A 26817-nucleotide genomic window follows, 5' to 3' on the forward strand; every position below is an offset into this window, starting at 1 on the left:
CGCCTCTCCATTGCACAAAGGAGTCTCTCATGAAAAAATCTATTCTAATCATTCTTTTAACCATTTTGACGCTAGGAATCTTCCGGCCGACAGCTGCTTTAGCTGACTCGCAGAAGTTGCCGTCTGGTACGGACCGTGACAAAATCGGTCAGAAAATCGAAAGTTTTGTCAAGGAACATGAAAAAACAACGGCTGGTTTGGCGACGACGGTCTTTGATAAGGATGGCACCATCTACAAAGGAAACTTTGGCTATATGAACAAGGAAAAGAAAGTCAAAACGGATGATAGCAGCGTTTTAGAATGGGGATCGGTTACCAAGCTGACGGTTTGGGTCTCCGTCATGCAGCTCTGGGAAGAGGGAAAGATTGACCTAGAGGAAGACATCCGCACCTATCTGTCAGAGGGATTTTTAAAAAACCTTCGCTATGACAAGCCGATCACGATGATTGATCTCATGAACCATCAGGCGGGATTTAGCGAGTCAATTCAGGGCCTTAAGGAAGAGACAGGATTGACAATTGAGGAAAGCTTAGCCAATAATCAGCCAACCCAGTCCTACGAACCCGGCACCATGACCAGCTACTCAAACTTCTCTGCCGGTTTGGCGAGCTATATCGTCGAGCGAATCTCCGGACAGGACTTCTCTACCTATGTCCATGAGCATATCTTCCAGCCATTAGAGATGAATGATACAGCTATGTCTTCAGATTTGAAGGATAATCTTAAGGTTTATAAGAAGCGAATGGAGGCCATGTCCTATAGTGCAGATGGTCAGACTTCGAAGGGGACTGCCTATTTATACTCAGCGCTCTATCCAATGGGAAATGCTGCCTCTACCATGGCTGACTTTCAGAAGTTTGCCCAAGCGCTTTTGAAGAAAGAGAAGCTCTTCCAGCGAGCTGAGACTTGGGCGACCCTTTATACGGCAACTTCGAATTATCCGGGAACGGATATGCCGCTCAATATGCACGGTTTCTGGGATGCAGAGTTTGGCATGACTGTTGTCGGCCATAGCGGTAATACCTTGGGGTATTCCTCTTACATCCTGCTAGACTTGAAAAATGGCATCGGTATGACTATCATGACGAATCAAGAACACGAATTCGTCTACAACCATGAGATGCCGGCTTTGGTCTTTGGACCTAAGAAAAAGACGGACTCAGCCACCTTTGACAAATTCCAGTCTGGAAATTACCGATCTACTCGCTACTTTGCCAGTGGTCCTATGTCTATCTCTAGAAGCTTATTCCTCTATACTAGTTTTGTCAAGAAATCCGAGGACAATCCACTTTTGAGTCAGGATTTTTCAGTAGTCAGTGGCAGCGGAGATAAGGTCAAGGTGACAACTCCTTATGGAAGTTATTTCAGAGTCAAGGATAGCGAAATTTTGGCAGACTGGGCCATGCTTATTGCAGCGGCAGTCGGAATTGTTTTCAGTATCATTCTCTTTTTGGTACGGGGTGGTTTAGATCTTTTCCGATTGGTATTCAAAAAAGGCCAGCCTAAAACACCTAAGAAACTTCGGATTTGGACTTATCTGACCTCTTTAGCAGCAGTAGGAGTGGCTTTAAACTTCTATGGCCTTGTTGCAGCTTTTCTAGCAAGTAATCGTAGTTACCCCTATAGCATATGGCCTTATATAGTCTTTGCAGCTCTAGGTTTAATCTTAGCAGGATGTGCCATCTACCCGTTCTTGAGTAAGGTTCGAAAGGGACTTGGCAAAGGTCGGCTCTTCTTAACAGTCATGACGAGTCTATCTGCTCTCGCTATCGTAGCTAACATTCTCTATTGGTCTCTTTACCAGTGGTGGGCGATGTGATAAGTTGCCTGTCTTCCTTCGGGAAGGTGGGCTTTATCTGCATAATTCTGTAAAGGAGAATCGCATGAAAAAAATATTTATTTTTACACTCCTAACTATTTTAACATTGGGGCTTTTTCGCCCAGCCACTGCGCTAGCTGAAGAACAGAAGCTGCCGTCTGGTACGGACCGTGACAAAATCGATCAGAAAATCCAAGACTTTGTCAAGGAACATGAAAAGACAACGGCCGGTATGGAGACTGTTATCTTTGACAAGAATGGTACAATTTATCAAGGAAACTTCGGTTATATGGATAAAGAAAAAGGCATCAAGGCCGATGACGATAGTGTCTTTGAATTGGGATCTGCTGGGAAGCTAATGGTCTGGGTCTCCGTCATGCAGCTCTGGGAAGAGGGCAAGATTGACCTTAACGAAGACATTCGCACCTATCTGCCAGAGGGATTTATGAAGACTTTGCGCTACGACAAGCCCGTCACTATGACAGACCTCATGAACCATCAGGCCGGCTTTGGCGAGTCTACCCACGCCTACAAGGAAGATAAGGGCTTGTCTATTGAAGAGATTCTGGCAGTTAATCAGCCAGAACAGTCTTACGAACCAGGCACCATGACAGCCTACTCGAACTTTTCAGCTAGTCTGGCAGCCTATATCGTTGAGAGAATCTCTGGTCAGGACTTCTCAACCTATGTCCATGAACATATCTTCCAACCACTAGGAATGAAAGACACAGCTCTATCAGCCGACTTTAAGGAAAACCCAAAGATTTACCAGAAGCGGATGAAGCAAATCTCTTATCGGGCGGACGGTCAGACATCTATGGGAACTAGCTATTTCCATCTAGGGCTTTACCCAGCGGGAAATGGCATCTCTACTCTGGCTGACTTCCAGAGGTTTGCCCAAGCGCTTTTGAAGAAAGAAAAACTCTTTAAGAACGTTGAGACTTGGACAACTCTCTACACTGCAACATCGAATTATCCAGGAACGGATATGCCGCTCAATATGCACGGCTTTTGGACACGGGAGTACGGCACGACGCTTGTTGGCCATGGAGGAAACTCGACTGGCTACTCATCTTATATTCTGCTGGACTTGAAAAATGGTATAGGTATGACCGTTATGACGAATCAAGATCATGAGTTGGTTTATAACTATGAAATGCCAGCCTTGGTTTTTGGACCTAAGAAAAAGACGGACTCAGCCACCTTTGACAAATTCCAGTCTGGAAATTACCGATCTGCTCGCTCCTTTGCCAGTGGTCCTATGTCTATCTCCAGAATCTTGCTTTACACTCAGTTTGTTGAGAAATCCAAGGACAATCCGCTTTTGACCCAGAATTTTTCAGTAGTCAGCGGTAGTGGAGACGAGACTAAGGTAACAGCTTCCTATGGCGATAACTTCAGAGTCAAGGATAGCGAGTTCTTTACAGACTGGGCTCTGCTTATTTCAGCAGCAGTCGGACTTGTTTTTAGTATCATTCTCTTTTTGGCACGGGGCGGACTGGATCTCTTCCGCTTGGTCTTCAAAAAAGGTCAATCTAAAACACCAAAACCTCTTCGTATCTGGACTTACCTAACTTCTTTAGCTGGAGTAGGTGTGGCTATAAACTTCCTCCTCCTCTTTAACACATTTGCTACCAGTGATCTGACCTTTTTAGCTAGCTGGCGCTACATTGTTTTTGCCGGTCTGGGATTGATTCTGGCTGGCTGTGCAGTCTTCCCACTTCTGACCAAGGCAAGAAAAGGGCTGAGTAAGAGCCGACTCTACCTGACTGTCTTGACTAGTCTGTCAGCTCTAGCTATCGTTGTCAATATTCTCTACTGGTCACTTTATCAGTGGTGGGCATTGTGATTATTTGCTTGTTTTTTCTGGGGGAATGGACTATCTCATGAGGTAAACCATTTGATTAATTCTTTTTACAATCTTAAGGTTAGTGATTTTTCAACAGGAGCTGAAGTACAATAGCTGTCTTTTATACAGAGCGCGGCTAAATGAGGCAAAAAATCAAGGACCTTATCAGAGTACAAAAATCAAACCATTTAAAGGAGAAAGTTCTATGACCAATGAAACAAGAAGCAAACCACAACCAAAACTAGTCTGGCCTTTCCTAGTCTGGAACTTCGGATGGACTTGGGGATTTATGTTGCTAGCTATCATTCTCAAAAATCTCTGGCCGGAAAATCCGCCTATACTCTATCTGGCTCTGGAAGGCCTCCTAACGAGTCTCAGTATGTTCGGACCGGTGATAGCAAGCCTAATAGTGCTGAAAATAAAAGGCTTCAAAGCCATCTGTTCCTTTATCTTCTCAAGCAAGAAAGGGACTTGGCTCTATCTCCTACTCTTCAGTGGAAGTCTGGCAGTGACTTTTGCATTAGCTTCCGGAGGCAAGCTGGTAGATGGGGCTCTGCTTTCATTTATTGGATCCTTTATCTACCTTATGACCTTGGCTGGTGGCATGGAAGAGCCTGGCTGGCGAGGCTTTCTGCAGCCGGCTTTGGAAAAGAAGTTCTCTATGTTTATCGCCTCCTCGATAACCGGACTAGCTTGGGCTTGCTGGCATATTCCTCTCTGGTTTTATGACCGCTTTTATGATCGAAGTCAGAATCCCTTTCTAGTCTTTATCATTGTAACTATAGTCCAGTCCATCTGGTTTGCTGCACTGCATAAGAAGACGAAATCTGTCCTTGCCTGTATGATTTTCCACGCCTTGCTAGACATTCTGATAGAAACCTTTGTCGGCATCAACCTAGCTGATATGTTTGATTTCTCTCAGGTTAACTCCCTCATTTACCTTGGCGGCATGGGCATTCTGACCCTTTACAGTATTTATCTCTGGTATCGGGCTGATAAGGAAGAGAAAAACGCATGATTAAAAAAACAAGAATAGCCTGATTCTAAAATTAAAAGGAGACTGTACAAATTATCTGAACTTAGCTCATATGAATCTTTGAGTTGAACAGAAAGGAAATGCTATGAAAAAATCTATTCTAATCATTCTTTTAACCATTTTGACGCTAGGAATCTTCCGGCCGACAGCTGCTTTAGCTGACTCACAGAAGCTTCCGTCTGGCACGGAGCGCAGCCAAATTGGTCAAAAAATCGAAAGTTTTGTCAAGGAACATGAAAAGACAACGGCCGGTATGGCAACAGCTGTCTTTGATAAAAACGGAACCATCTACAAGGGAAATTTTGGCTATGTGGACAAAGAAAACAAAGTCAAAGTTGACGATGACAGTGTTTTTGAATGGGCTTCCATCACTAAACTGACGGTCTGGGTGTCGGTCATGCAGCTCTGGGAAGAGGGCAAAATCGACCTGGAAGCAGACCTCAAAACTTATCTGCCGGAAGGCTTTCTCCGCAATCTTCGTTATGATAAGCCTATCACCATGCTGGATCTGATGAACCATCAGGCTGGCTTTGATGAAATGCCACTCTACAAAAAGGGAGATAAGAGCGACTTGGAAGAGCAGTTCCGCGATTACCAGCCTATTCAGTCCTTTGAGCCGGGTACGACGACATCATATTCTAACTACAGCACGGCTTTGGCCTCCTATATCGTGGAGCGGATTTCTGGGCAGAAGTATGCAGACTATGTCCATGAGCATGTTTTTGAGCCGCTGGACATGGATCGGACTGCTATCTTGCCTGACTTATCGGACAACGCTTATGTACAGGAAAAGCGCAAGGAGGACAAGGGCTATGATGACCAAGGTAAGCTCTTGGGTGATACACCATTTAAGCTCTGGATGTACCCAGTCGGAGGGGCTGTGGGGACTCTAGGAGACCTGCAGAAATTCGCCCAGGCCTTGCTGGAACGTAAGATGCTCTTTCATCGTCCAGAAACTTGGACCGAGCTTTACTCAACAACCTCTACCCACCCTGGTACGGATATTGTTCGTAATGCTCATGGCTTTTGGGCCAGTCACTACGGTGTTACCTTGCTGGGACACAGTGGTAATGCTGATGGCTTTTCTAGCTATCTTTACTTGGATCTGAAAAATGGCATCGGCCAAGTCATCTTAACCAATCAACTGTATGAACAAGTTTACAATGTTCAAATGCCGGAGCTGACATTTGGCAAGATGCAGACTGTCAGCGAAGCTACTAAAAAGCAATTCAAGCCTGGCTCTTACCACTATCTGAGAAGCTATAATAGGGGGCCACTGTCCTTCATGCTCATGATTCCTGGCGCTATCCAAAAGATCAATAAAGTATCAGATCAGCCAGATCTGCTGAGCACTTTCTGGACTATTGACAAGAGCCAAGGTGCTGACCGCCTCGAATTCGGTGTCCTTAATGCAGAAAGGATTTCCGATTCAGTTCTCTTTAGGCATTATCTAGTCGTGGTTCTCGGAGCTTTGGCGCTCGTGTTTGCTCTGGGAAATATCTTGATTAGTTTTCTGATTGGCGGTTTCCGTCTCATCCTGCGTAAAGCAAAAAGTTCGGTACCTCGCTCTTGGAAGGTCTGGAATTACCTGACTTCTTTAGGAATGATCCTTTTTGCAGGCAATCTTATTCTGCTTTTACTGGCTGCCATGAATCAGGATTACTCAATTGTTCAATCTTGGCGTTATATGGCCTTTGCAGGACTGGGCCTATTCTTAGCAAGATGTGCAGTTTATCCGCTCTTTAGCAAGACTCGAAAGGAACTCGGAAAAGGTCGCCTCTTCCTGACAGTTCTGACTAGTCTATCTGCACTCGCTATCGTAGCTAATATTCTCTACTGGTCACTTTATCAGTTCTGGGTGATGTGATAAGTTGCCTGTCTTCCTTTGGGAAGGCGGGCTTTGGCCGCATAATTCTGCAAAGGAGTATTTCGTGAAAAATTCTATTCTAATGATTTTAACTATATTAACACTTGGTTTGTTCCAGCCAGCCACTGCATTGGCTGACTCTCAGAAGCTGCCTTCGGGCACAGAGCGCAGCCAAATTGGTCAGAAGATCCAAGACTATGTCAAAGAGCACGAAAAGACAACAGCCGGCATGGCAACGGCTGTCTTTGACAAGGACGGCACTATCTATCAAGGCAACTTTGGATACATGGATAAGGAAAAGGGAATCAAAGCCGATGATGACAGTGTCTTTGAATGGGGCTCCGTGACTAAGCTGACTGTCTGGGTCTCTGTCATGCAGCTCTGGGAGCAAGGTAAGATTGACCTAGAAGAAGATATTCGCACCTATCTACCAGAGGGCTTTCTTAGAAATCTCCGCTATGACAAGTCCATTACTATGCTAGATTTGATGAACCATCAGTCTGGATTTGATGAAGCCCCTCTCTATATGCAAGGGGGCAAGAGTTTAGAGGATTTGCTGCTCCAATATCAGCCGGCTCAGTCCTTTGAGCCGGGTACAACGACAGCTTATTCCAACTATAGTACGGGGTTAGCAGCCTATATTGTGGAGCGAATTTCTGGGCAATCCTTTGTTGATTATGCACATGAGCATATCTTCCAGCCTCTGGACATGGAGAGAACGGCCATAGCTCAAGACTTGTCTGACAATGCTTATGTCCAAGCCAAGCGCAAGGAAGTAAAAGGATATACGACAGATGGCAGTCTGTTAGGCGATGCACTTTATGAAGTCGGCCTGTATCCAGTTGGTCGAGCAACAGGAACATTGAGTGATTTTCAAAAATTTGCTCAGGCCCTGCTAAGTCATAAAACTCTCTTTACTCGGTCGGAGACTTGGACAACTCTCTATTCAACGACAGCAACCTATCCTAATACAGACATCGTTCGTAATGCTCATGGCTTCTGGGCCAGTAAATTTGGCGTTACAGTGCTAGGGCACGGAGGGAATACGAATGGTTTTTCCAGCTATCTCCTGCTGGATTTGAAGGATGGTATCGGCCAGGTGATCATGACCAATCAAGGTGTGGAAGAAATTTATAATGATGGCATGCCAGAATTGATTTTCGGAAAACGTCCGACAGCCAGTGCAGAGACTCAGAAAAAGTTCGAACCTGGCTACTATCAAATCCTTCGGAATTTTAACCAAGGTCCGCTTTCTTTGTATCAGCTCTTTCCAGGTAATTTGCTTCATATGAAGAAGCCGTCTTCGGAGCGAATGGATCGTTCGTTTTGGACTATTTATAAAAGTGGAAATGGCAAAACGCGAATCGCTACTCCGGTCAGTGATTTTGAGAGAGTTCCTGACTGGGAAATCTGGACTAAGTTTGGGTTGGTTGCTTTGGCAGCTCTTAGTGTCGTTTACTCTTTGGGAAATCTACTTGTACGACTTGTGCTAGTCCTTTATCGACTGGTCTTTGGCAAAGAAAAAAGCAAGCAAAATCGAGCTTGGAAATGGTGGCACATCTTGACAGCTGCAGGAGTAGTGGTCTCAGCTGGAAATTTACTCTTGCTCCTGCTTAGCTCAAGCACTACGGATCTCAGTATCATCGCTCAGTGGCGTTATATGGCTTTTGCAGGTTTGGGATTGTTCTTAGCAGGATGTGCGGTTTATCCGCTCTTTAGTAAGGCTCGAAAAGGTCTCGGGAAAGGCCGCCTCTTCTTGACGGTTCTGACCAGTCTATCTGCACTCGCTATCGTAGCTAATATCCTCTACTGGTCGCTTTACCAATGGTGGGTGATGTAGTTTAAAAATTATGAAACAAGAAAAGAGCCGGCTTATAAGCTGGCTCTTCGTTTGGTTTTATACATTCAGTACCTTGTCCAAGAAGTCTTTGAGACGTGGGTGCTGTGGATTGTCAAAGATTTGGTCAGGCTTGCCGTCTTCTAGGAATTCACCGTCAGCGGTAAAAATAACGCGGTTGGCTACTTGACGGGCAAAGCCCATCTCATGGGTCACAATCAGCATAGTCATACCTTGCTGGGCCAGATCCTTCATAACGTTGAGAACATCGCCGACCATTTCAGGGTCAAGGGCAGAAGTCGGCTCGTCAAAGAGCATGATATCTGGATTCATGGCCAGACCGCGAGCAATGGCTACCCGCTGCTTTTGACCTCCGGACAGGCTGTCTGGACTGGCATCAGCCTTATCAGCCAAGCCGACCTTTTCCAAGAGCTCCATACCCAGCTTATTTGCCTCGTCTTGAGTCAAGCGCTTGTGCTCAACAGGAGCAAAGGTGATATTTTCCAGAACGGTCATGTGCGGGAAAAGGTTGAAGTGCTGGAAGACCATACCGATATTTTCTCGGACCAGATCCACATCAGTCTTCTTGTCTGTCAGATCAAAGCCATCAACCGTGATGGTTCCGCTAGTGACTTCCTCTAGCAGGTTGAGACTGCGCAGGAAGGTTGACTTACCAGAACCAGAAGGGCCAATGATGCAGACCACATCGCCCTCGTAGAATTTAGCAGTAATCCCCTTTAGGACTTCGTTTTCCCCGTAGTATTTATGAAGATCGTTCACATCGATTTTTAATTTTGCCATTACTTAATCCTCTTTTCTAAGCGTTTTGCCAAGCGGGTCAAGAGCGTGATAATGATGAGATAGAGCACAGCCAGGATAGCATACATCCGGAAACTCTGATAGTTGCGGGCGATGATGTCCTTACCTGTTTTGAAGAGCTCGGCCAGTCCAATAGCTGAGACAATCGTTGTATCCTTGAGTGCGATGACAAACTGATTGACAAAGTTTGGCAGCATAATCTTAGTTGCCTGTGGCAGGATAATCTTGCGCATGGTCTTGGAGTAGGAAATCCCCAAGCTGCGGCTAGCTTCCATCTGTCCAACTGGAACAGCTTGGATACCTCCGCGGACAATTTCAGCTATATAGGCGCCGGCATTGAGAGAGAGGGCGATGGTTCCTGCGACGAAAGCATTGATTGGACTTTGTTGACCAGTCATGGATTCGATTAGGTTAGGAATCCCCCAGAAGATAAAGGCTGCCACAATCATCAGTGGAATACCACGAATGACATCGACAAAGATTTCTGCAATCCAGCGCAGCGGTTTATAAGGGCTGACGCTGAACATACCAAAGATAATCCCGATGACCATAGCAATCGCAAATGAAATCAGTGCCAAAGCAATCGTCACTCCCAGACCTTTAAGAAGTTCTTGGTAGTTGTTTTGCAGCAAGCCCCAAATAGTGGACTCATCTACAGTGGATTCCTTTTCCTCGCTAGCCAGATACTTGTCTAAAATCTCTTGGTATTTGCCGCTTTCTTTGAGGTTGGCCAGTCCATTGTTAAACATCTCAATCAGCTCAGGATTGCTGCCTTTTTTAACTGCGAAAGCGACTTGGCCGCTTGGTGTACCTTCGATAGGTGTTTTAAGCTTCTTGCCTTGTTTGATGGCGTATTTGACAACGGGCTCATCATCCATCACAGCTGCGACAGAGCCAGTATTGAGACTGTCATACATAGAAGCTGCATCTGAGAATGTTTTGATAGAGTAGCCGTACTTGCTCTTATTTTCCTCAAGGAAAGTCTGAGAAGCGGTACCGGTTTTGACACCGACTGTCTTGCCCTTGAGTTCCTCGTAGGACTTGATATTGCTGCTGTCCTTGACTGCCAAGATAGAGTTGGCTGTATAGTAAGGATCCGAATAATCAAAAGTTTTCTTACGGGCATCGGTGACAGACATGCCGGCGATAATTCCGTCAGCCTGACCGGTCTGAACGCTATTGATAGCTGCATCAAAGCCAGGGTTGGTTACTTCCACAGTAAAGCCTTGGTCTTTGGCAATAGCCTTAATCAGCTCCATGTCAATACCAGTATATTGGTTGCTGTCATTTTGGAAGACAAATGGAGCAAAAGATGAGTCGCTGGCAATGATGTATTTGTCTTTTGTCGGACTAGCTTTTTGACCGGCAGGAGTAGAAGTCTCTGGAACAGCTGAGTCAGAGCTGCCTTTAGAAGCCGTCCATTTATTGATGATTTCTTCCAGACTGCCGTCTTCCTTCATCTGCGCCAAAGCCTCGTTAAACTCTGTAACTAAGTGCTCGTGCTTGCTACCTTTTTTGACACCGAAAGCAAAGCTTCCAACAGCCTCACCCTTCATAGAAATTTTCAGGTTTTGGGCTTGATTGATGGCGTACTCAATGACAGGCTGATCATCCATCACTGCATCGACATCACCAGCAGAAAGGCTGTTATACATCAAGTCACCCGTGTCAAAGGTTTTGAGAGTGTAGCCGTACTTATCCTTGTTCTTCTCAAGGAAACGTTGGGCAGCCGTTCCTGTTTTGACACCGACTTTCTTCCCTTTCAGCTGTTCATATTTGCTGATGGTGTTTGCCTTGGTCGTCGCGATAACGACCTTGGTGTCGTAGTAGGTATCAGACATGGTAAAGACTTTTTCGCGCTCGCTTGTCTTGGTCATACCAGCCATGATGGCATCCGCCTGGCCGGCTTGGACCGCATTGACAGCTGCATCGAAGCCTGGGAAGCTCATGTCAATGTCCCAGCCTTTGATTTCTGCGACCTTGTTGATGATATCTACGTCAATTCCCTTGTAAGTCTGATCAGAATCTTTAAATTCAAATGGTGCGTAAGCAGTATCGGATACGATTTTGACCGTATCTGCCTGGGCTGTTGCCCCTAACGCAAAAAATGGAAATAATGTTAGCAAGACTGCTAAGAATTTTTTCTTCATTTTCTTCCTCCTTTTTAGCATTCTAGCATTATAGCAAAAAATCACTGATTAGGCAAATTTCTCCTATTTTTATGTTAGGTTTTCTGACATATGAACTCTGTATTTTTTGTAAGAAGAACCGTAACTTTTCTTTGTACTTAAAGCAAAGTTTGCTATACTTAAAATAAATGAAAGCAAGGATAGAATGAGGTTCTTATGAAAAAATCACGTATCTTGGACGGAGTCAATCAAGCTAGCTTTGTTCCGCCTTATATTTTGTCTCTTTTGCTGGCAGTTATTTTCGTGCAAGGAGGACAGCAGTTGGCCTATTTGGCTTTGGAGCCGATTTCGGCTGTGCTTAGTCTTATGCTAGGTTTCTTGGGGCAAGGTGGATTCTTTGAAATCTTTTTCAATTTTGCCCTGCCTTTTCTCTTATTCGGCTTTGTATTTATGATACTGGCTCTCTTTCTCTGGGTACGCTGGGCTGAAGGACGTCCGCTCGCGACTCTGGGTTTTGTCAAAAAAGGAAGTTTAGTAGAGCTAGTCAAAGGATTGGCAGTAGGTTTTCTCCTCTTTAGTCTAGTCGCTCTGCTTATGCTGTTGAGCGGAGCTGGCTCTTTTGAATGGGGACAGCTGACACTGGAACCTTTCCTCTATATCCTGATCTTGCTTCCGCTCTGGATGGTTCAGGGCGGAGCAGAAGAGTTAGTGACACGCGCTTGGCTGCTGCCAGTTGCTGTCAAAAAGACCAACCTCCCCATCGGTTTGCTGACTTCGAGCCTGCTCTTTGCACGCTTGCACCTAGGCAATCCAGATATTGGTATTCTTCCCATTCTTAACATTGCCTTATTTGGCCTCTTTGCAAGTCTCTATCTGCTCCGGACGGACAATGTCTGGGGGATTACAGGACTTCATGCTGCTTGGAACTTTAGCCAAGGCAATATTTACGGTTTCAGCGTTAGTGGTACTGGTGTTGATGCAGCAGTCCTGAATTTTATCCCTAAGTCAGAATGGAGCTGGCTGACTGGTGGAGCTTTCGGCGCTGAAGCTTCTATTTTCAGTTCGCTCATTCTCTTGATGGCCGTATTTTACTTGCTTTTCAAGATGAAAAAAGATGGCAGTTTGACAGGGTTAGTGGGAAAGACAGAATAACTATTCGAACGGCACTCTTTTGCTAATCCTAAAATAATATGCTATAATAAATTAAAATGAGGAAAGGAATAATTATATGTTTAAATCTCGTATGTTGGATGCTATCAAGCAATCGCGTTATATTCCGCCGATTTGGTTGGCTATCTTGATTGCTATTGGTTTTGTTTATGGAGGAGGAATTTTAAGTTTTGTCGGAATGTTACCAATTGGTATCATTGTCGGACTCCTGTTTGGCTTTGCAGATCCGACGATTAATCGGACAGAAGCAATGGCAGCCATTAGTCACTATACGGTCTTTTTTCAGCTAGCTGGTTTCTTTTTTATCGCTCTCACTGTCTTTCTATGGGTTCGATATCGTGAGAAGCGTCCTTTTTCTAGTTTGGGATTTTATAAAGAAGACTGGTTCAAAAATCTCCTCAAAGGCTTCCTTATTGGAGCCGTTCAGTTTTCACTGGTTGTTGTCTTGCTCTTGGTAACGGGGGCAGGCAGTCTGAAATTTGGTCGGGTTAACTTGAATGATTTTATTTTCGTCCTAGCTATCATTCCTTTCTGGATTCTTCAAGGTGGGACAGAAGAGCTAGTGACGCGTGGTTGGCTCTTTCCAGCAGTTAGCGCTAAGTCAAATATCTTCATTGGTATCTTAATTTCCAGTGCTCTATTCGGCGCATTGCACCTCTTTAACCCTGGTGTGACCATTCTTTCTATTGTCAATATCGTGCTAGACGGTATCTTTGCTTGTTTCCTTATGCTCAAGTATGACAATATGTGGATTCTAGCTGGTATGCACGGCGCTTGGAATTTTGTGCAAGGGAATATCTATGGTATTCAGGTCAGTGGCCAAGGAGCATCTACCTCAATCTTGAACTATAGCTCACAATCTTCTGTGGATTTATTGTCCGGTGGAGCTTTTGGTGCTGAAGGATCTATTTTTGCCAGTATCGTCCTGATTGGCTGCATTGCCTATCTCTACTGGTCACTAAAAAAAGAAAATCGCCTGCCTCAGGCGCTGATCTTTAAGAAATAAGCATTTCGCCCAGTTGAGCTGGGCTTTTTTATGTCTTTTAATGAGATGTATGACAAGGGAAAGACGATGGTAGAAGCGTGGCCATTCTACCTACACCCAAATCCAGAGAAAATAGGGCAAATATGGTAAAATGATAGAAGCACAATTTGAGGAATAAAAGATGATTAACAGAATAACAGATAATAAATTTGAATTGGTTTCTAAGTATGAGCCTTCAGGAGATCAGCCCCAGGCTATCGAGCAGCTGGTGGATAACATCGAGGGGGGCGAGAAGGCCCAGATTCTCATGGGGGCGACTGGTACTGGTAAGACCTATACCATGAGTCAGGTTATCGCTCAGGTCAACAAGCCGACACTGGTTATTGCCCATAATAAAACGCTGGCCGGCCAGCTTTATGGTGAGTTCAAGGAATTTTTCCCCAATAACGCGGTGGAATACTTCGTTTCCTACTATGATTACTACCAGCCAGAGGCCTATGTACCTTCTAGCGATACTTATATCGAAAAGGATAGCTCGGTCAATGACGAGATTGACAAGCTCCGTCACTCAGCGACATCTGCTCTCTTGGAGCGCAATGACGTGATTGTCGTGGCTTCGGTCTCTTGTATCTATGGTCTGGGATCGCCTAAGGAATACTCTGACAGCGTGGTAAGCCTGCGCCCTGGACTAGAGATTTCCCGTGACAAGTTGCTTAATGACCTGGTGGATATCCAGTTTGAGCGCAATGACATTGATTTTCAGCGGGGGAAATTCCGTGTTCGTGGCGATGTGGTGGAGATTTTCCCTGCTTCTCGGGATGAACATGCCTTTCGAGTGGAATTTTTCGGAGACGAGATTGATCGGATTCGTGAGGTTGAAGCCTTGACAGGACGAGTCTTGGGTGAGGTGGACCATTTGGCCATCTTCCCAGCCACTCACTTCGTGACCAATGAAGACCACATGGAAGTAGCCATTGCCAAGATTCAGGCGGAACTGAAGGAGCAGCTAGCTATCTTTGAGAAGGAAGGCAAGCTTCTGGAAGCCCAGCGCTTGAAGCAGCGCACGGAGTATGATATCGAAATGCTGCGCGAGATGGGCTATACGAATGGAGTTGAGAACTATTCTCGCCACATGGATGGTCGGAGCGAAGGAGAGCCGCCTTATACCCTTCTGGACTTTTTCCCTGATGATTTCTTGATTATGATTGACGAGAGTCACATGACCATGGGACAGATTCGGGGCATGTACAATGGCGACCGCTCTCGCAAGGAGATGTTGGTTAATTATGGTTTCCGCCTGCCGTCTGCCTTGGACAACCGTCCGCTGCGCCGTGAGGAATTTGAAAGCCATGTTCACCAGATTGTCTATGTATCGGCTACGCCGGGAGACTATGAAAATGAACAGACGGATACCGTTATTGAGCAGATTATCCGGCCGACAGGGCTTCTGGATCCAGAGGTGGAAGTCCGCCCAACCATGGGGCAAATTGATGATCTTTTGGGCGAAATCAATGCTCGTGTTGAAAAGAATGAACGGACCTTTATCACAACCCTGACCAAGAAAATGGCTGAAGACTTGACCGACTACTTCAAGGAAATGGGTGTCAAGGTCAAGTACATGCACTCGGATATCAAGACCTTGGAGCGGACTGAGATTATTCGAGACCTGCGCTTAGGTGTCTTTGACGTTCTGGTTGGGATTAACTTGCTGCGTGAGGGAATCGACGTTCCCGAGGTTAGTCTGGTGGCAATCCTTGATGCGGACAAGGAAGGTTTTCTCCGCAACGAGCGTGGCCTGATCCAAACCATTGGACGGGCAGCCCGCAATAGTGAAGGACATGTGATTATGTATGCGGACACCATAACCCAGTCCATGCAGCGCGCTATTGATGAAACTGCCCGCCGTCGGGCAATCCAGATGGCTTATAATGAAGAGCATGGCATTGTACCGCAGACCATTAAGAAAGAAATCCGTGACCTGATAAGCGTGACCAAGGCAGCCCTGCCAGACAAGGAAGAAACTGTCGAAATCGAAAGTCTCAACAAGCAAGAACGCAAGGACATGATTAAGAAATTAGAAGGACAGATGCAAGAAGCTGCAGGACTACTCGATTTCGAACTGGCGGCACAGATTCGCGATATGATTCTGGAAATAAAGGCGATGGATTAGAAAATATAGTTAGCACCAAAGTTGCAAGCTAAGCTCTTAATTGCTTCTCTAGTCAATGAGTCACTATGTGAAAAAAAGTTAGAGAAGTTTAAGTGGGGGAATTGAAGTGAAAAAGGATTTAATTAAACTAATATTTATTTTCTTTATTTCAATTTTTGTCATAGGCATGTTACCTATAGTTCAATTTATTTGGGCATTTATGCCGACAAAACTTGTTACAAAAGAGGAAAAGCAGCATATTGAATATGTTGTGAACACAGCTTTTGAAGATAATTTAGGATTGAAGGTTAAGAACATAGAGATTCCAACTTGGGTTAGTCATGTCACTTATCAATATTATGTAAAAGTTCAATTGACTGAAGAGGCGGACAAAATTTTAACAGATGAGTTAGAAGAAAGAACTTATTCCTATTACGCTAATAGTGATGATGAGCCATCTTCCATATTAACAGATCTTACCTTTTCTTCTGTCTTAGATACAAATTCCCATCCAATGTTGAATACCTTATATTTTGACAAAGAGTCTGTTCTAAAGCCGGTGAAATTTAAGAAGCTGAGTACAGATTTAGATTACGATGTAACTGACGACCAAAAAGGGTTTTATCGTGATTTGGTTCAAATTAAAAAGGAACTAAAGTATAATCCCAAGACAGAGAAGTATGAAGCATCAGCAGAGGACATAAAGAAATTGAGAAAGGATATGATCCGATTATCAGAAAAGTATGGAGCTCAATTGAATCTGTATCTCTTTCTAGAAGGAGATGTTCCTGAAGGTGCGAGTTTAAGTGACTATATTGATTTTACTAGCTTACCCAAAAATGTTTATGTAGTTGTTTGGGGAGAAAATGGGAAATTAGATAGTAATGGTTTTCAGGCGGAATGATCTAGATAGTTTTATTCAAGGAGAAAAACAAATGGTCATAACTATCAAAACAATGGATACAGCTGAGGAGATAGAAGGGAAATCCAGAGTTCATTGGCAGACATGGCGTGAAGCTTATGATGAGATTTTGCCTGCGGAATTTCAAGAGCATATGACTTTGGATAAGTGCCGATTTTATAGTCAAAAGTATCCTGAAAATACCTTGATTGCTTTGGATGATGCTAAAGTAGTTGGCTTTGTTAGCTACGGTGATTTTCGAGACTCAGATACAAGAGCGGGTGAAATTTTCGCCTTGTATGTCTTAAAAGATTATTATGGCGAAGGTGTAGGACAGCAGTTAATACAGGCTACTTTTGCTGCCTTGGATGGTTATCAAGAGATTGTATTATGGGTTTTAGAAGATAACAAACGTGCTATTGCCTTTTATGAAAAAATGGGTTTTGTTTTTGACGGTCAGGAAAAGGTCATTGACCTAGGAAAAACCGTGAAAGAAAAACGGATGATTTACGTTAGAAACTCGAACAGTTAGTCTGAAAACAATAGATATATTTGTAAGGAGCACACATGCGTTATGCACTTTTACTCCGTGGCATTAATGTCGGCGGGAAAAACAAGGTTGTTATGGCTGATTTGAAGAAAGATTTGGCTGGGTTGGGTTTTGAAAATCCAGTTTCCTACATCAATAGTGGCAATCTTTTCTTTGACAGCGAGGAGCGGGAGGAGAGGATTCGGGAGATTTTGACGGCTTATTTCAGTCGGTCTTATGATTTTCCTCTGCCTTTTGTCCTTGTCAGCTCTGCCATGCTTGAAAAAGAAACAGCCAATCTGCCTGCTTGGTGGAAGGATGAAACAGCTTTTCGGCGAGATGTTCTCTTTTATCTGCCGGAGACAGACAGGGATAGTGTTCAAGAGCTGGCAGGCAGCTGGGCAAATGACAAGGAGCAACTGCATTTTGGGCAGACGGCTTTCTTTTATAGCAATGCTGACCAAGCGGACTATCTCAAGTCCAACTACCATAAGAAACTGCTCAAATCTAGTTTTTACAAGCAACTAACTATCCGAAACGGCAAGACTTTCCAGAAGATTGTGGAGTTGGTGAATGAAAAGTAAAACCAAAAAGAAAAAGAAAAATAAAAGAAAAGTAAAAGTTCAGGGGAATAAGTTTAGTCTTTGGTTGGAAAAACATCGGGTAGTAGAAGCTTTTTTAAATTTTTTAGTCTTAATAGTTGTTGCGATTGGTGTGGGATATTTAACTTTTGGTAATGAGAGCATTCCTGCTCCACTTCGTCATTTGAATTATATTACTCCTTTATATGTAAACTTGCTCCTCTTGGTGCTTATTCCTTATTATTCTCGATTTGGTAGCTTGAGAAAAGAAGGATTTACTTCTCTGAAGATTTTAGCGGAAGCATTTCTTTATCTGAACGGGCCGGTTTTCTTAATCCATTATTTTATAGGAATTCGATCAAAAGATGGAAAACATTTTGCACCACCTCTAATCAGTTTGGATTCTCGCTATGTTTGGTTTCCGATCGCGACTTATATTGTATTTTTTAGTATAGCTGGGCTTGCCATTCTTATTGCTATTTACTTAGAAAGGAAGAAGAAATGTCACGTTCCCAAGAAACAATCCTAACAAACATCTGCCTTGTTGAAGATGTATCGCGCGGTAAACTTCTAATGCAATATCGCTCTCCTGAGCGCTATCCTTGGTCTGGATATGCTTTTCCGGGTGGTCACATTGAGAAGGGTGAGTCTCTCCATGATTCAGTTGTCCGTGAGATTTTAGAGGAAACGGGTTTGACTATTACTCATCCAAAACTGGTCGGAGTTAAGAACTGGCATACGGATGAAGGGGTTCGCTACATTGTCTTTTGTTACAAAGCGACTGAATTTTCTGGTCAGATTCATTCGACAGAAGAGGGCGAGATCTCTTGGGTAGACAAGGAAACCCTGCCTCAGCTGGACTTAGCCTACGATATGCTTGAACTTCTACGTATGATGGAAGATGAGGAATTATCCGAATATTACTATCATGAGCGTATTGAAGGCGGTTGGCGAAAGAGTATGTATTAAAAAGACTGACTAGGTTGGGGCCTAATCAGTCTTTTTTTCTTGCTATTTATTCCTGTAAAAATCCTAGGTCTCTCAAGGCAGATTCTACATAGTCCAAATCCTGCTGAGAGTCGGCTTGTACTAGGTGATAGTGGACTCCATCTGTCAGTTCAGATAAGGGGCGAAAGGCACAGGATGAGACCTGTTGGAGAAAATGCTGGACATCTCGGCGGCAGGTCAGCTTCAGGTAAGTCTGGATTTCGCCGTAAACTGGATGCTCAATCAAAATAGTCTGTACGCGTCCGCCATTATCCACGATAGCCAGCAGCTCGGCCTCCATATCCTCAGCCCCATGCTGAACCTTGAAGAGCTGATGGACAGCAGTGCTTTCTTGGCGGTCTTTATAAAGATAGCCACGGTTGGTTGAGAGGATGGGGGTACCATCAGCCCGCAAGAGGGCAATATCTTGCACGATAATCTGCCTGGTCACATGGAAATGTTCAGCCAGTGACTGACCGTTGAGGGCAGCAGATGATGTTTTCAAAAGGTTTAATAGTTCTTCTCGTCTTTGCTTGGTCATAGCTTCATTGTAAACCAAAAGTCAGGAATCTTCAAGCTCTAGCGAATCTTTTTCAGCGCTTGATAGATGAACTTAGCAATGACAAAGTCGACCATGCTATGGATGACCGTACCAAGTCCAACCAGACCAAATAAGATATAGAAAGCATTAGCAGGATAGGCAGAAGTCGTGTAAAAGAGGATGCAGACGACCACTTCGCCAAAGGCATGAATCAAGGCCAGTAAAAAATTAAATATCCAAGTCTTCTTCGGGCTGTCCAGTGTGTCCGGGTTCTTCTGCAGATAAAGAGCGCCGATGCTAGCAAAGAGCAAGTGGGACAGGGCTCTAAGCGTGATGATAAAAGGAAGTCCGGACATTCCAAATCCAATAGCAGAACCAATCACGACAATCACCGTCATGAGAGGGGATATAAACATGGCCAAAAAGATAGCGACATGGCTGGCTAAGGTGAAGGAAGCGGGCGGTATGACAATTTTAATCGGCATAACCAGCGGGATAACAATAGCTAGTGCAGTCAAAAAAGCGGTCAGTGTCATAAACTGATTTTTAGATTTTGGTTTCATAGTGACTCCTTTTTATCTGTATATACACTAGTATAGTACACTGTTTTTGCAGAAAGGTCAAGACCTGTAGGAAATCCTAAAAGAGATTTGTCAAAATGCTCAAAATAGCTTATACTAGAAAGGTGTGAAATAGGAGCAAACTAGATTTTTAGGATTTAGTTGACCTTCACATCGATTAGTGTTCTGCTGGACTTGAAAAATGAAAGAAGAGCTTGATCATATATACAAGGCTGGTATGGGAATTTAGCAGCCTTGACTAGAAATGGAGAAAAATGAACAACTTACCAAACTGCCCCAAATGTAATTCAGAGTATGTCTACGAAGATGGAACGTTCTTGGTCTGCCCAGAGTGCGCCTATGAATGGAATCCAGCTGAGGTTCAAGAAGCAGAAGAAGGACCAGTAGTGATCGATGCTAATGGCAATAAGCTGTCTGATGGTGACACAGTTACCTTGATTAAGGACCTGAAAGTCAAAGGAGCACCTAAGGATCTCAAGCAGGGAACACGCGTGAAAAATATCCGCATCGTGGAAGGCGATCATAATATTGACTGTAAGATTGACGGCTTCGGTGCGATGAAGCTCAAGTCAGAGTTTGTTAAGAAAATTTGAGGTCTCTATGAATCGCCGTTTTATCTTAATTTATCGAATTATTCTGTTTATTCTCGCCTTTTTGGGTGTGTATCTGGAAATCACTAAGTATGGCGTGGGCATGCTCATGTACTATACGGTTTTGTCCAATCTCTTGGTCCTGCTCTTTACGGGCTATCTGGTCTATCTGATGACGAGACCTGGCGATGCTTGGAAAACGCCGAAAATCTTGCGAATCAAGGGCGGGGTGACCATGTCCATCATGATTACTTGCGTCGTTTATCACCTCTTACTGGCTCCGATTGCGACAGATTTTTATCGTCTAGAGAATTTTCTGTGCCATTATATAGTACCCTTGGCGTTTCTTCTGGATACAGTAATCTTTGACAAGCCGCGCCAGTACCGCTGGTTTGATCCGATTTCTTGGACAAGTGTGCCTTTGGTCTACATGGCCTTTGCTCTCTTTAATGGTTTCTTCTTGAAAATAGATATTCCAAGATCCAAGGACAATCCATTTCCTTACTTTTTCCTCAATGTCTTTAAGAAAGGCTGGCCTTATGTCATCCAGATGTGTTTGATTATCTTTGCAGCCTACCTAATCTTTGGTTTTGTCTTTTACGGAATAAAGTCCATCTCTTTCTCAAAGAAGAAGACTTCATAGATACATGTACTTGTAGATGAAAAAAACAGATTTTATCTGTTTTTTTATTTTGCTTCGATTTTTTCTTGCCAATATCAGATTTGTATGATATAGTTAACTAGTTAATGATTAACCGGTTAAACAAAAAAGGAGGAAAGAATGAAACACAATCAGAAACTGTTAGGACTAGCAGGGATCATTCTAGCTTGTAATCTTTGCTTGGCTGCTTGTCAGTCTCAGACATCTCAACAGGAAAACGGTCAAGAGAAGGTGAAGACCAAGCAAGAAGTGAAGAAGAAAAGTAAGGCGACCAAAAAAGGACAGGTTCCTGGAGTTGATAAGCCGACGGATGATGGTTTTCTCTTCAAAAGCGAGTCTCAAATTAAAGCTAGAACTAGTGAAGGTTTGATTTTAGAGCATGATGGCCATACGCACTTTATTTTTTATTCTGATCTAAAGAATAGTAAATGGGCCTATCTGATACCAAAAGATGGGCAAGTGCCTGCAGGCTCGCCTCAGTTGGCAAATCAAATGAGCACTGCTGATGATGGCTATGTCTTTAATCCTAGAGACATTGTGTCAGAAGACCAATACGGCTATGTTGTGCGTCACGGGGATCATTTCCATTATATTTTGAAACAGTCTGTGGGGAATCTTGCACAAGCACCGACCTATCGTCCAACACCTTCTAGCAATCCTACGGGACATATTTATCAGCCAACGCTTAGACCGTCTGTTCCCCAGCAGCAAGGGACAACTAAACGCCAGTTTGCTGGGATTGATTATCCTACAAGTGATGGATTCTTATTTAAAGGTACCGGAGTAACTGGCAAGTTAGCTTCTGGATTGCTGGCAGATCATAATGGTCATACTCATTTCATCCCCTATGAGCAGCTGATTGCTTCACCTTGGGAGTCATTGATTCCAGCGGAACATAAAAAAGCTGCTGAAGATGCCTACTATGGCCGTCAAGGGCAAGCACAGCCTTCACCAGCACCAGCTCCTGCACCTACTCCAAGTCCATCAGACAAGGAAGAAGAAGTTGCCAAGAAAAAGGCCTATTTGGCTCAGCAATTAGGAATCGATGAAAGCCTGATTCAAGTGAGCGATACAGATAAAGGAAAGGTATTTATCTATCCGCATGGTGATCATAGCCATTCGACCTTGGTCAGTGAGATTGATACGACCAAGCCTTTTGATCCTCATGGAAATCCACACGCTCATGACGCAGTTGGTATGGCAACCTTGAAAACTCTAGGATTTGATGATGAGATCATTGAAGATATTTTACATGCTACGGCAGATACCCCATTCCCATCAGATGAGAAGGATAAGGAAAAGATGAAAGCCTGGCTGGCAACTGTGAAATATCTAAATATAGGCCAGCGCAAAGATCCGCTTGAAAGAAAAGGCTTGGAACTGATGCCGAATATTGAAGTTCTGGGAATTGGCTTTACTCCGATAAAGGACATCAGACCAGTGCTGCAATTTAAACATTTGAAACAGCTGTGGATGACAAAGACAGGCGTTACCAACTATGATTTCTTAAAAGAGATTCCGACCTTGGAAGGCTTGGATATTTCCCAGAATGGCATCACTGATTTATCTTTCTTGAAGAATTATCCCAATCTCAAGACAGTGGCAGCAGCGGGAAATGACCTTACCGATATCTCGCCTTTGGCGAAGTTGAAAAATCTGGAGTCATTGAACCTTGACTACAACAATATCTCTGATATTTCTGCTTTGACCAAGCTTTCAAAATTAAAAGCGGTAAGTTTAGAGCACAATCAGCTGCACGATATTTCTGCTCTGAGCCAAAAAGAAGATTTAACAAGGCTTTTCTTATCCAATAATCCAAACTTAAATCTCAATACCCTCAAAGCTTCCAAACTTGAAGAATTAACAGCTGACAATTCCAATGTTGAGAGCTTGAACTTCCTGAAGTCTAATCCAAATCTGACAACTCTAAGCCTAAATGGCAATCGTCTGACTTCACTGGCAGGAGTTGAAGCTGCTAAGAACTTAGTTACCTTGTCCGCGAGTCAAAACAAGATTACATCTTTGGATATTCCAGACGCTCAGTCTTCCTTGAAGAATTTAAACTTGGCTGAGAATGAGCTGAAAAACTTGGAAGGAATTAATCAGTTTAGGGCTTTAGACAATTTGGCTGTCAACAAGAATAAAATCACAACCTTGGCGCTGCAGGAACCAAATAAGACGGTGACTTATATCAATGTCAGCGACAATCACATCCCTAAAGCAGAGCTTGAATTGAATGAAAATAAAATTCCGAAAGCCTTGGCGCAGCATTTCCCAGATGTTCAGGGTGGCAGCATTGACAATAATAAGCCGGCTGATGCAAAGGACGAAAAGAAGGAAGCACCTAAGCAAAGTGAGCCTATAAGTGCAGATGTACAAGGTAAGCCAGCCTCATCTGAAGCAAGCAGCCAAGGAGCTTCAAACGATAATGAGCATTCAGCTGGATCTCCTGAAGCAGAGTTAAACAATCAAGATGAGAATCCAGAAAACTCTTCTAAGCCATCATCAGAAGAAGTGCCAACTACTGAAAAGCCTGAATTAAAAGACGAGCTAGCTCAAGCAGAAAACAAAGAAAATCAAAAGAATCCAAAAGATAAGGAAAAGGCGGAGAAAGAAGCCAGTCACTAATCCTTATCCAGTCAAGCAGAAAAAATACAATTTTTTCTTGAAATAGTTTTGAATTTGTGATATAGTATAAAAAATTAAATAATCCTTTAATTCTATCCAGAGAGATAGACAAGGAGCAAGTAAAAAGATGGGTGGAGTGTAAGCAAGTGCGTCTTGTTTTAGCTTGCCTGACTAGATTTTTCTGAAGTCTCCTTGTATAAGGAGACTTTTTCTGTTATTTGAGGAGGAAAGAATGAAAACAAAAGAAGTTGTCGATGACATCACCATGAATCGCGCGATTACGCGGATTACCTATGAAATCATCGAGCGCAACAAGGACTTGAACCAAGTGGTCTTGGCTGGCATTAAGACCCGTGGGGTTCACTTGGCTCACCGGATTCAGAAGCGGTTGGTTCAGTTGGAGAATATCGATATTCCAGTCGCAGAAGTAGATACCAAGCCTTTTCGAGATGATATCAAGGTTGAGGAAGATACGACAGTGATTCCAGTAGATATTACCGACCGTCAAGTAATCCTGATTGACGATGTCCTCTACACAGGACGGACTATTCGAGCAGCTATTGACAATCTGGTCAGTCACGGACGTCCCTCTCGGGTTGGTCTGGCTGTCTTGGTAGACCGTGGTCACCGCGAGCTGCCGATACGGGCAGATTATGTCGGCAAGAACATTCCGACTAGCCAAACTGAGGAGATTATTGTTGAGATGACCGAGACAGACGGTCAAGATCGCGTTTTGATTATGGGGGAGTAATAAGCTAAATGAGTCAAGATGTTAAGTATGATGTGCATGATATGCCAAAGCCAGGTCTGCTTTTAGGACTATCCTTTCAGCACTTGTTCGCCATGTTTGGGGCGACGGTCTTGGTACCGATTCTGGTGGGAATTGACCCAGCGGTAGCCCTCTTTTCCAGCGGTCTGGGAACACTGGCCCATCTGACTGTTACCAAGTACAAGATTCCGGCTTACATGGGCTCTAGTTTTGCTTATATCGCAGCCATGCAGATGCTGATGAAGACAGATGGTATCGGAGCGGTTGCACAGGGAGCCATCACTGGTGGTCTGGTCTACTTTATCGTGGCACTGATTGTCAAGTTTGCTGGAAATGCTTGGATTGACAAGGTGCTGCCGCCAGTAGTGGTTGGGCCTATCATCATGGTCATTGGTCTGAGCTTGGCTGGAACAGCTGTTAGCGATGTGATGAATAAGACAGCAGCTAATGGTGAAAAGGTTTATGATTTGACCTACTTCATTATCGGTATGGTCACTCTCTTGGCAGTCATCCTCTTTAATATCTATGGTAAGAAGATTGTGGGAATCATCCCAGTCTTGCTAGGCCTGATAGTCGGCTACATCTTTAGCTTGATTCTAGGGGCTGTGACTGGGCAGGAAATCGTTTCTTTTGCCAAGGTAGGAGAAGCGTCTTGGTTCCACCTTCCGCCTATGAGTCTGCCTTTCTTGGACTACGATGTGAAATTTTATCCTAGTGCGATTTTGACTATGGCACCTATCGCCTTTGTAACCATGACAGAACACTTCGGGCATGTTATGGTGCTGAATAGCTTGACAGGCAAGGATTTCTTCCAGGATCCAGGACTGGACAAGACCCTGACTGGTGATGGTCTGGCTCAGATTATTGCAGGGCTTTTCGGAGCACCACCAGTGACTAGCTACGGAGAGAATATCGGAGTCATGGCGCTCAATAAAATCTACAGCGTCTATGTCATTGCTGGCGCAGCAGTGCTGGCTATTGTCATGAGCTTTGTTGGCAAGGTATCTGCATTGCTCCAATCCATTCCGAGTCCTGTACTGGGTGGTATTTCCATCGCCCTCTTTGGGGTAATTGCTTCGAGCGGTCTCAAAATTCTGATCGAAGCACAGACCAACTTTGACAATAAAAAGAACCTCTTGATTGCCAGTGTTATCTTGGTATCTGGTATCGGCGGTCTGACCTTGCAGCTGTCGGGTCTGCAAATCTCAGGAGTTGCCTTGTCAACTATTCTGGGAATTGTACTCTATCTTGTCCTGCCTGAGCCCAAGGATTGAGCTAGGTGCTAAATCATTAACTTTCGTTCAAAAATAGCTTGCTCTCAGAGCGACTTTACTTGCAGCACTCTGGAAGCCCTCATTCTTTCATAAAGGAGAATTACATCATGTCATCCAATCAAATCGCTCTTAAGAACCTTGTTTCTATGGAAACTCTGTCAAATGAAGAAGTTATGGCCTTGATTAAACGCGGAATCGAATTTAGAAATGGCGCTAAAGTCCATTATGATGAGCAGCATATCGTTTCTAACCTCTTCTTTGAGCCTTCGACGCGGACTCACAAGGCCTTTGAGGTAGCAGAGTTGAAGTTGGGTTGCGATCTTCTGGACTTTGATGTCAAGACCAGCTCGGTCAATAAAGGAGAAACCTTGTATGACACTATCCTGACCATGTCTGCCCTTGGCGTCGATGTTTGTGTCATTCGCCACCCAGAAGTGGATTATTACAAAGAGCTAGTGGAAAGTCCAACCATTACGACTTCTATCGTTAACGGTGGAGACGGTTCTGGTCAGCATCCTAGCCAAAGCTTGCTGGATTTGATGACTATTTATCAAGAGTTTGGTCGCTTTGAAGGACTAAAGGTTGCGATTGCTGGTGACTTGGACCATTCGCGCGTGGCTAAGTCAAACATGCAGATTCTCAAGCGCTTGGGGGCAGAGCTCTACTTTGCTGGTCCGGAAGAATGGCGGAGCCAAGAGTTTGCGGACTATGGTAAGTTTGTCACCATTGATGAGGTAATTGAAGAAGTGGATGTCATGATGTTCCTGCGCGTGCAGCATGAGCGCCATGACTACGAGTCCATCTTTTCTAAAGAAAATTACCACAGACTGCATGGGCTGACTCAAGAGCGGTATGACCGTATGAAAGATACAGCGATTCTCATGCATCCAGCTCCAGTTAACCGCGATGTAGAAATTGCGGATCATCTGGTCGAAGCACCAAAATCGCGTATCGTTGAACAAATGACCAACGGCGTCTTTGTCAGAATGGCTATTATCGAAGCGGTTCTGAAAGGTCGTCAATAATCTCGGACAGTAGGCCGGGAGTGGGTGAAGCTATGTGAAGCAATCCCACTCCCTATTATTATATATCTTATGTGGATGGTCATGGGCGG

At 44.1% G+C, this 26817-nt stretch carries 23 protein-coding genes; 19 read left to right on the forward strand and 4 right to left on the reverse strand.

Translation table 11 applies throughout. The features are described from left to right. The first annotated feature begins 29 nt into the window (after positions 1-29). From RWX26_RS00630 to RWX26_RS00650, 5 genes are all read left to right on the forward strand, one after another. Positions 30-1820, forward strand: a complete 1791-nt coding sequence (locus RWX26_RS00630; RefSeq protein ID WP_314578167.1) for a serine hydrolase — start codon at positions 30-32, stop codon at positions 1818-1820. Between the two features lie 64 nt (positions 1821-1884). Further along, complete coding sequence (locus RWX26_RS00635) at positions 1885-3669, forward strand: serine hydrolase domain-containing protein (RefSeq protein ID WP_314578170.1); 1785 nt, start codon at positions 1885-1887, stop codon at positions 3667-3669. Between the two features lie 205 nt (positions 3670-3874). Then, positions 3875-4687: a CPBP family intramembrane glutamic endopeptidase gene (locus tag RWX26_RS00640; protein ID WP_314578172.1), complete on the forward strand. Its 813-nt coding sequence runs from the start codon at positions 3875-3877 to the stop codon at positions 4685-4687. Between the two features lie 103 nt (positions 4688-4790). Then, positions 4791-6572 (forward strand): serine hydrolase domain-containing protein, encoded by a 1782-nt coding sequence (locus RWX26_RS00645; RefSeq protein ID WP_314578175.1) that lies wholly within the window; start codon positions 4791-4793, stop codon positions 6570-6572. A gap of 82 nt (positions 6573-6654) precedes the next feature. After that, positions 6655-8412, forward strand: a complete 1758-nt coding sequence (locus RWX26_RS00650) for a serine hydrolase domain-containing protein (protein WP_314578418.1) — start codon at positions 6655-6657, stop codon at positions 8410-8412. 57 nt (positions 8413-8469) lie between these two features. Here RWX26_RS00650 and RWX26_RS00655 read toward each other — a convergent pair whose 3' ends face one another. After that, complete coding sequence (locus tag RWX26_RS00655) at positions 8470-9210, reverse strand: amino acid ABC transporter ATP-binding protein (protein WP_002895249.1); 741 nt, start codon at positions 9208-9210, stop codon at positions 8470-8472. Next, entirely contained in the window at positions 9210-11378 is a 2169-nt protein-coding gene (locus RWX26_RS00660; protein WP_314578178.1) for an ABC transporter substrate-binding protein/permease, read from the reverse strand. Before RWX26_RS00660 ends, RWX26_RS00655 begins: the two co-directional genes overlap by 1 nt. 195 nt (positions 11379-11573) lie before the next feature. On the opposite strand from RWX26_RS00660, the gene RWX26_RS00665 reads away from it, so the two are divergent. The 8 genes from RWX26_RS00665 (at position 11574) to RWX26_RS00700 (ending at position 18641) form a co-directional block, all read left to right on the forward strand. After that, on the forward strand, positions 11574-12509 hold the full coding sequence (locus RWX26_RS00665) for a type II CAAX endopeptidase family protein (RefSeq protein WP_314578181.1): 936 nt from the start codon (positions 11574-11576) through the stop codon (positions 12507-12509). A gap of 76 nt (positions 12510-12585) precedes the next feature. After that, the gene (locus tag RWX26_RS00670) at positions 12586-13533 is read left to right on the forward strand and encodes a type II CAAX endopeptidase family protein (protein ID WP_314578184.1); all 948 of its coding nucleotides are present in this window, start codon (positions 12586-12588) and stop codon (positions 13531-13533) included. Positions 13534-13693: 160 nt separating this feature from the next. Further along, positions 13694-15682 carry an excinuclease ABC subunit UvrB gene (gene uvrB, locus RWX26_RS00675; protein ID WP_314578186.1) on the forward strand — a complete coding sequence of 663 codons (1989 nt, stop codon included), beginning with the start codon at positions 13694-13696 and terminating at the stop codon, positions 15680-15682. A gap of 106 nt (positions 15683-15788) precedes the next feature. Next, positions 15789-16565, forward strand: a complete 777-nt coding sequence (locus RWX26_RS00680) for a hypothetical protein (RefSeq protein ID WP_314578189.1) — start codon at positions 15789-15791, stop codon at positions 16563-16565. Positions 16566-16596: 31 nt separating this feature from the next. Then, a complete protein-coding gene (locus RWX26_RS00685; RefSeq protein ID WP_314578191.1) occupies positions 16597-17094 on the forward strand; it encodes a GNAT family N-acetyltransferase in 498 nt (165 codons plus the stop codon). A gap of 35 nt (positions 17095-17129) precedes the next feature. Beyond that, positions 17130-17675 (forward strand): DUF1697 domain-containing protein, encoded by a 546-nt coding sequence (locus RWX26_RS00690; protein WP_314578194.1) that lies wholly within the window; start codon positions 17130-17132, stop codon positions 17673-17675. After that, entirely contained in the window at positions 17665-18201 is a 537-nt protein-coding gene (locus RWX26_RS00695) for a hypothetical protein (protein WP_314578197.1), read from the forward strand. The genes RWX26_RS00690 and RWX26_RS00695 overlap by 11 nt, the downstream gene beginning before the upstream one ends. Next, positions 18174-18641 (forward strand): 8-oxo-dGTP diphosphatase, encoded by a 468-nt coding sequence (locus RWX26_RS00700; protein WP_314578199.1) that lies wholly within the window; start codon positions 18174-18176, stop codon positions 18639-18641. Before RWX26_RS00695 ends, RWX26_RS00700 begins: the two co-directional genes overlap by 28 nt. A 46-nt stretch (positions 18642-18687) precedes the next feature. Here the strand turns inward: RWX26_RS00700 and RWX26_RS00705 are convergent, their stop codons facing one another. Both RWX26_RS00705 and RWX26_RS00710 read right to left on the reverse strand, forming a co-directional pair. Beyond that, on the reverse strand, positions 18688-19218 hold the full coding sequence (locus tag RWX26_RS00705; RefSeq protein WP_185760087.1) for a transcription repressor NadR: 531 nt from the start codon (positions 19216-19218) through the stop codon (positions 18688-18690). Between the two features lie 20 nt (positions 19219-19238). Continuing rightward, complete coding sequence (locus RWX26_RS00710) at positions 19239-19763, reverse strand: hypothetical protein (RefSeq protein ID WP_125356273.1); 525 nt, start codon at positions 19761-19763, stop codon at positions 19239-19241. Between the two features lie 272 nt (positions 19764-20035). Between RWX26_RS00710 and RWX26_RS00715 the strand changes: the two genes are divergently transcribed. The 6 genes from RWX26_RS00715 to RWX26_RS00740 all read left to right on the forward strand — a co-directional run bounded on the left by RWX26_RS00715 (position 20036) and on the right by RWX26_RS00740 (position 26728). Further along, a complete protein-coding gene (locus tag RWX26_RS00715) occupies positions 20036-20374 on the forward strand; it encodes a zinc ribbon domain-containing protein YjdM (protein WP_314578209.1) in 339 nt (112 codons plus the stop codon). A gap of 7 nt (positions 20375-20381) precedes the next feature. Continuing rightward, positions 20382-21014: a Pr6Pr family membrane protein gene (locus RWX26_RS00720; RefSeq protein ID WP_314578212.1), complete on the forward strand. Its 633-nt coding sequence runs from the start codon at positions 20382-20384 to the stop codon at positions 21012-21014. Positions 21015-21152: 138 nt separating this feature from the next. Beyond that, positions 21153-23660: a pneumococcal-type histidine triad protein gene (locus RWX26_RS00725; RefSeq protein ID WP_314578214.1), complete on the forward strand. Its 2508-nt coding sequence runs from the start codon at positions 21153-21155 to the stop codon at positions 23658-23660. A 232-nt stretch (positions 23661-23892) separates the two neighbouring features. Beyond that, a complete protein-coding gene (gene pyrR / locus RWX26_RS00730) occupies positions 23893-24411 on the forward strand; it encodes a bifunctional pyr operon transcriptional regulator/uracil phosphoribosyltransferase PyrR (RefSeq protein WP_002900180.1) in 519 nt (172 codons plus the stop codon). 8 nt (positions 24412-24419) lie between these two features. Continuing rightward, positions 24420-25703 (forward strand): solute carrier family 23 protein, encoded by a 1284-nt coding sequence (locus RWX26_RS00735; protein ID WP_314578219.1) that lies wholly within the window; start codon positions 24420-24422, stop codon positions 25701-25703. Between the two features lie 107 nt (positions 25704-25810). Then, a complete protein-coding gene (locus tag RWX26_RS00740) occupies positions 25811-26728 on the forward strand; it encodes an aspartate carbamoyltransferase catalytic subunit (RefSeq protein ID WP_002900182.1) in 918 nt (305 codons plus the stop codon). Positions 26729-26817: the final 89 nt, after the last annotated feature.

This window comes from uncultured Streptococcus sp. (genome assembly GCF_963536705.1).
GTDB lineage: Bacteria > Bacillota > Bacilli > Lactobacillales > Streptococcaceae > Streptococcus.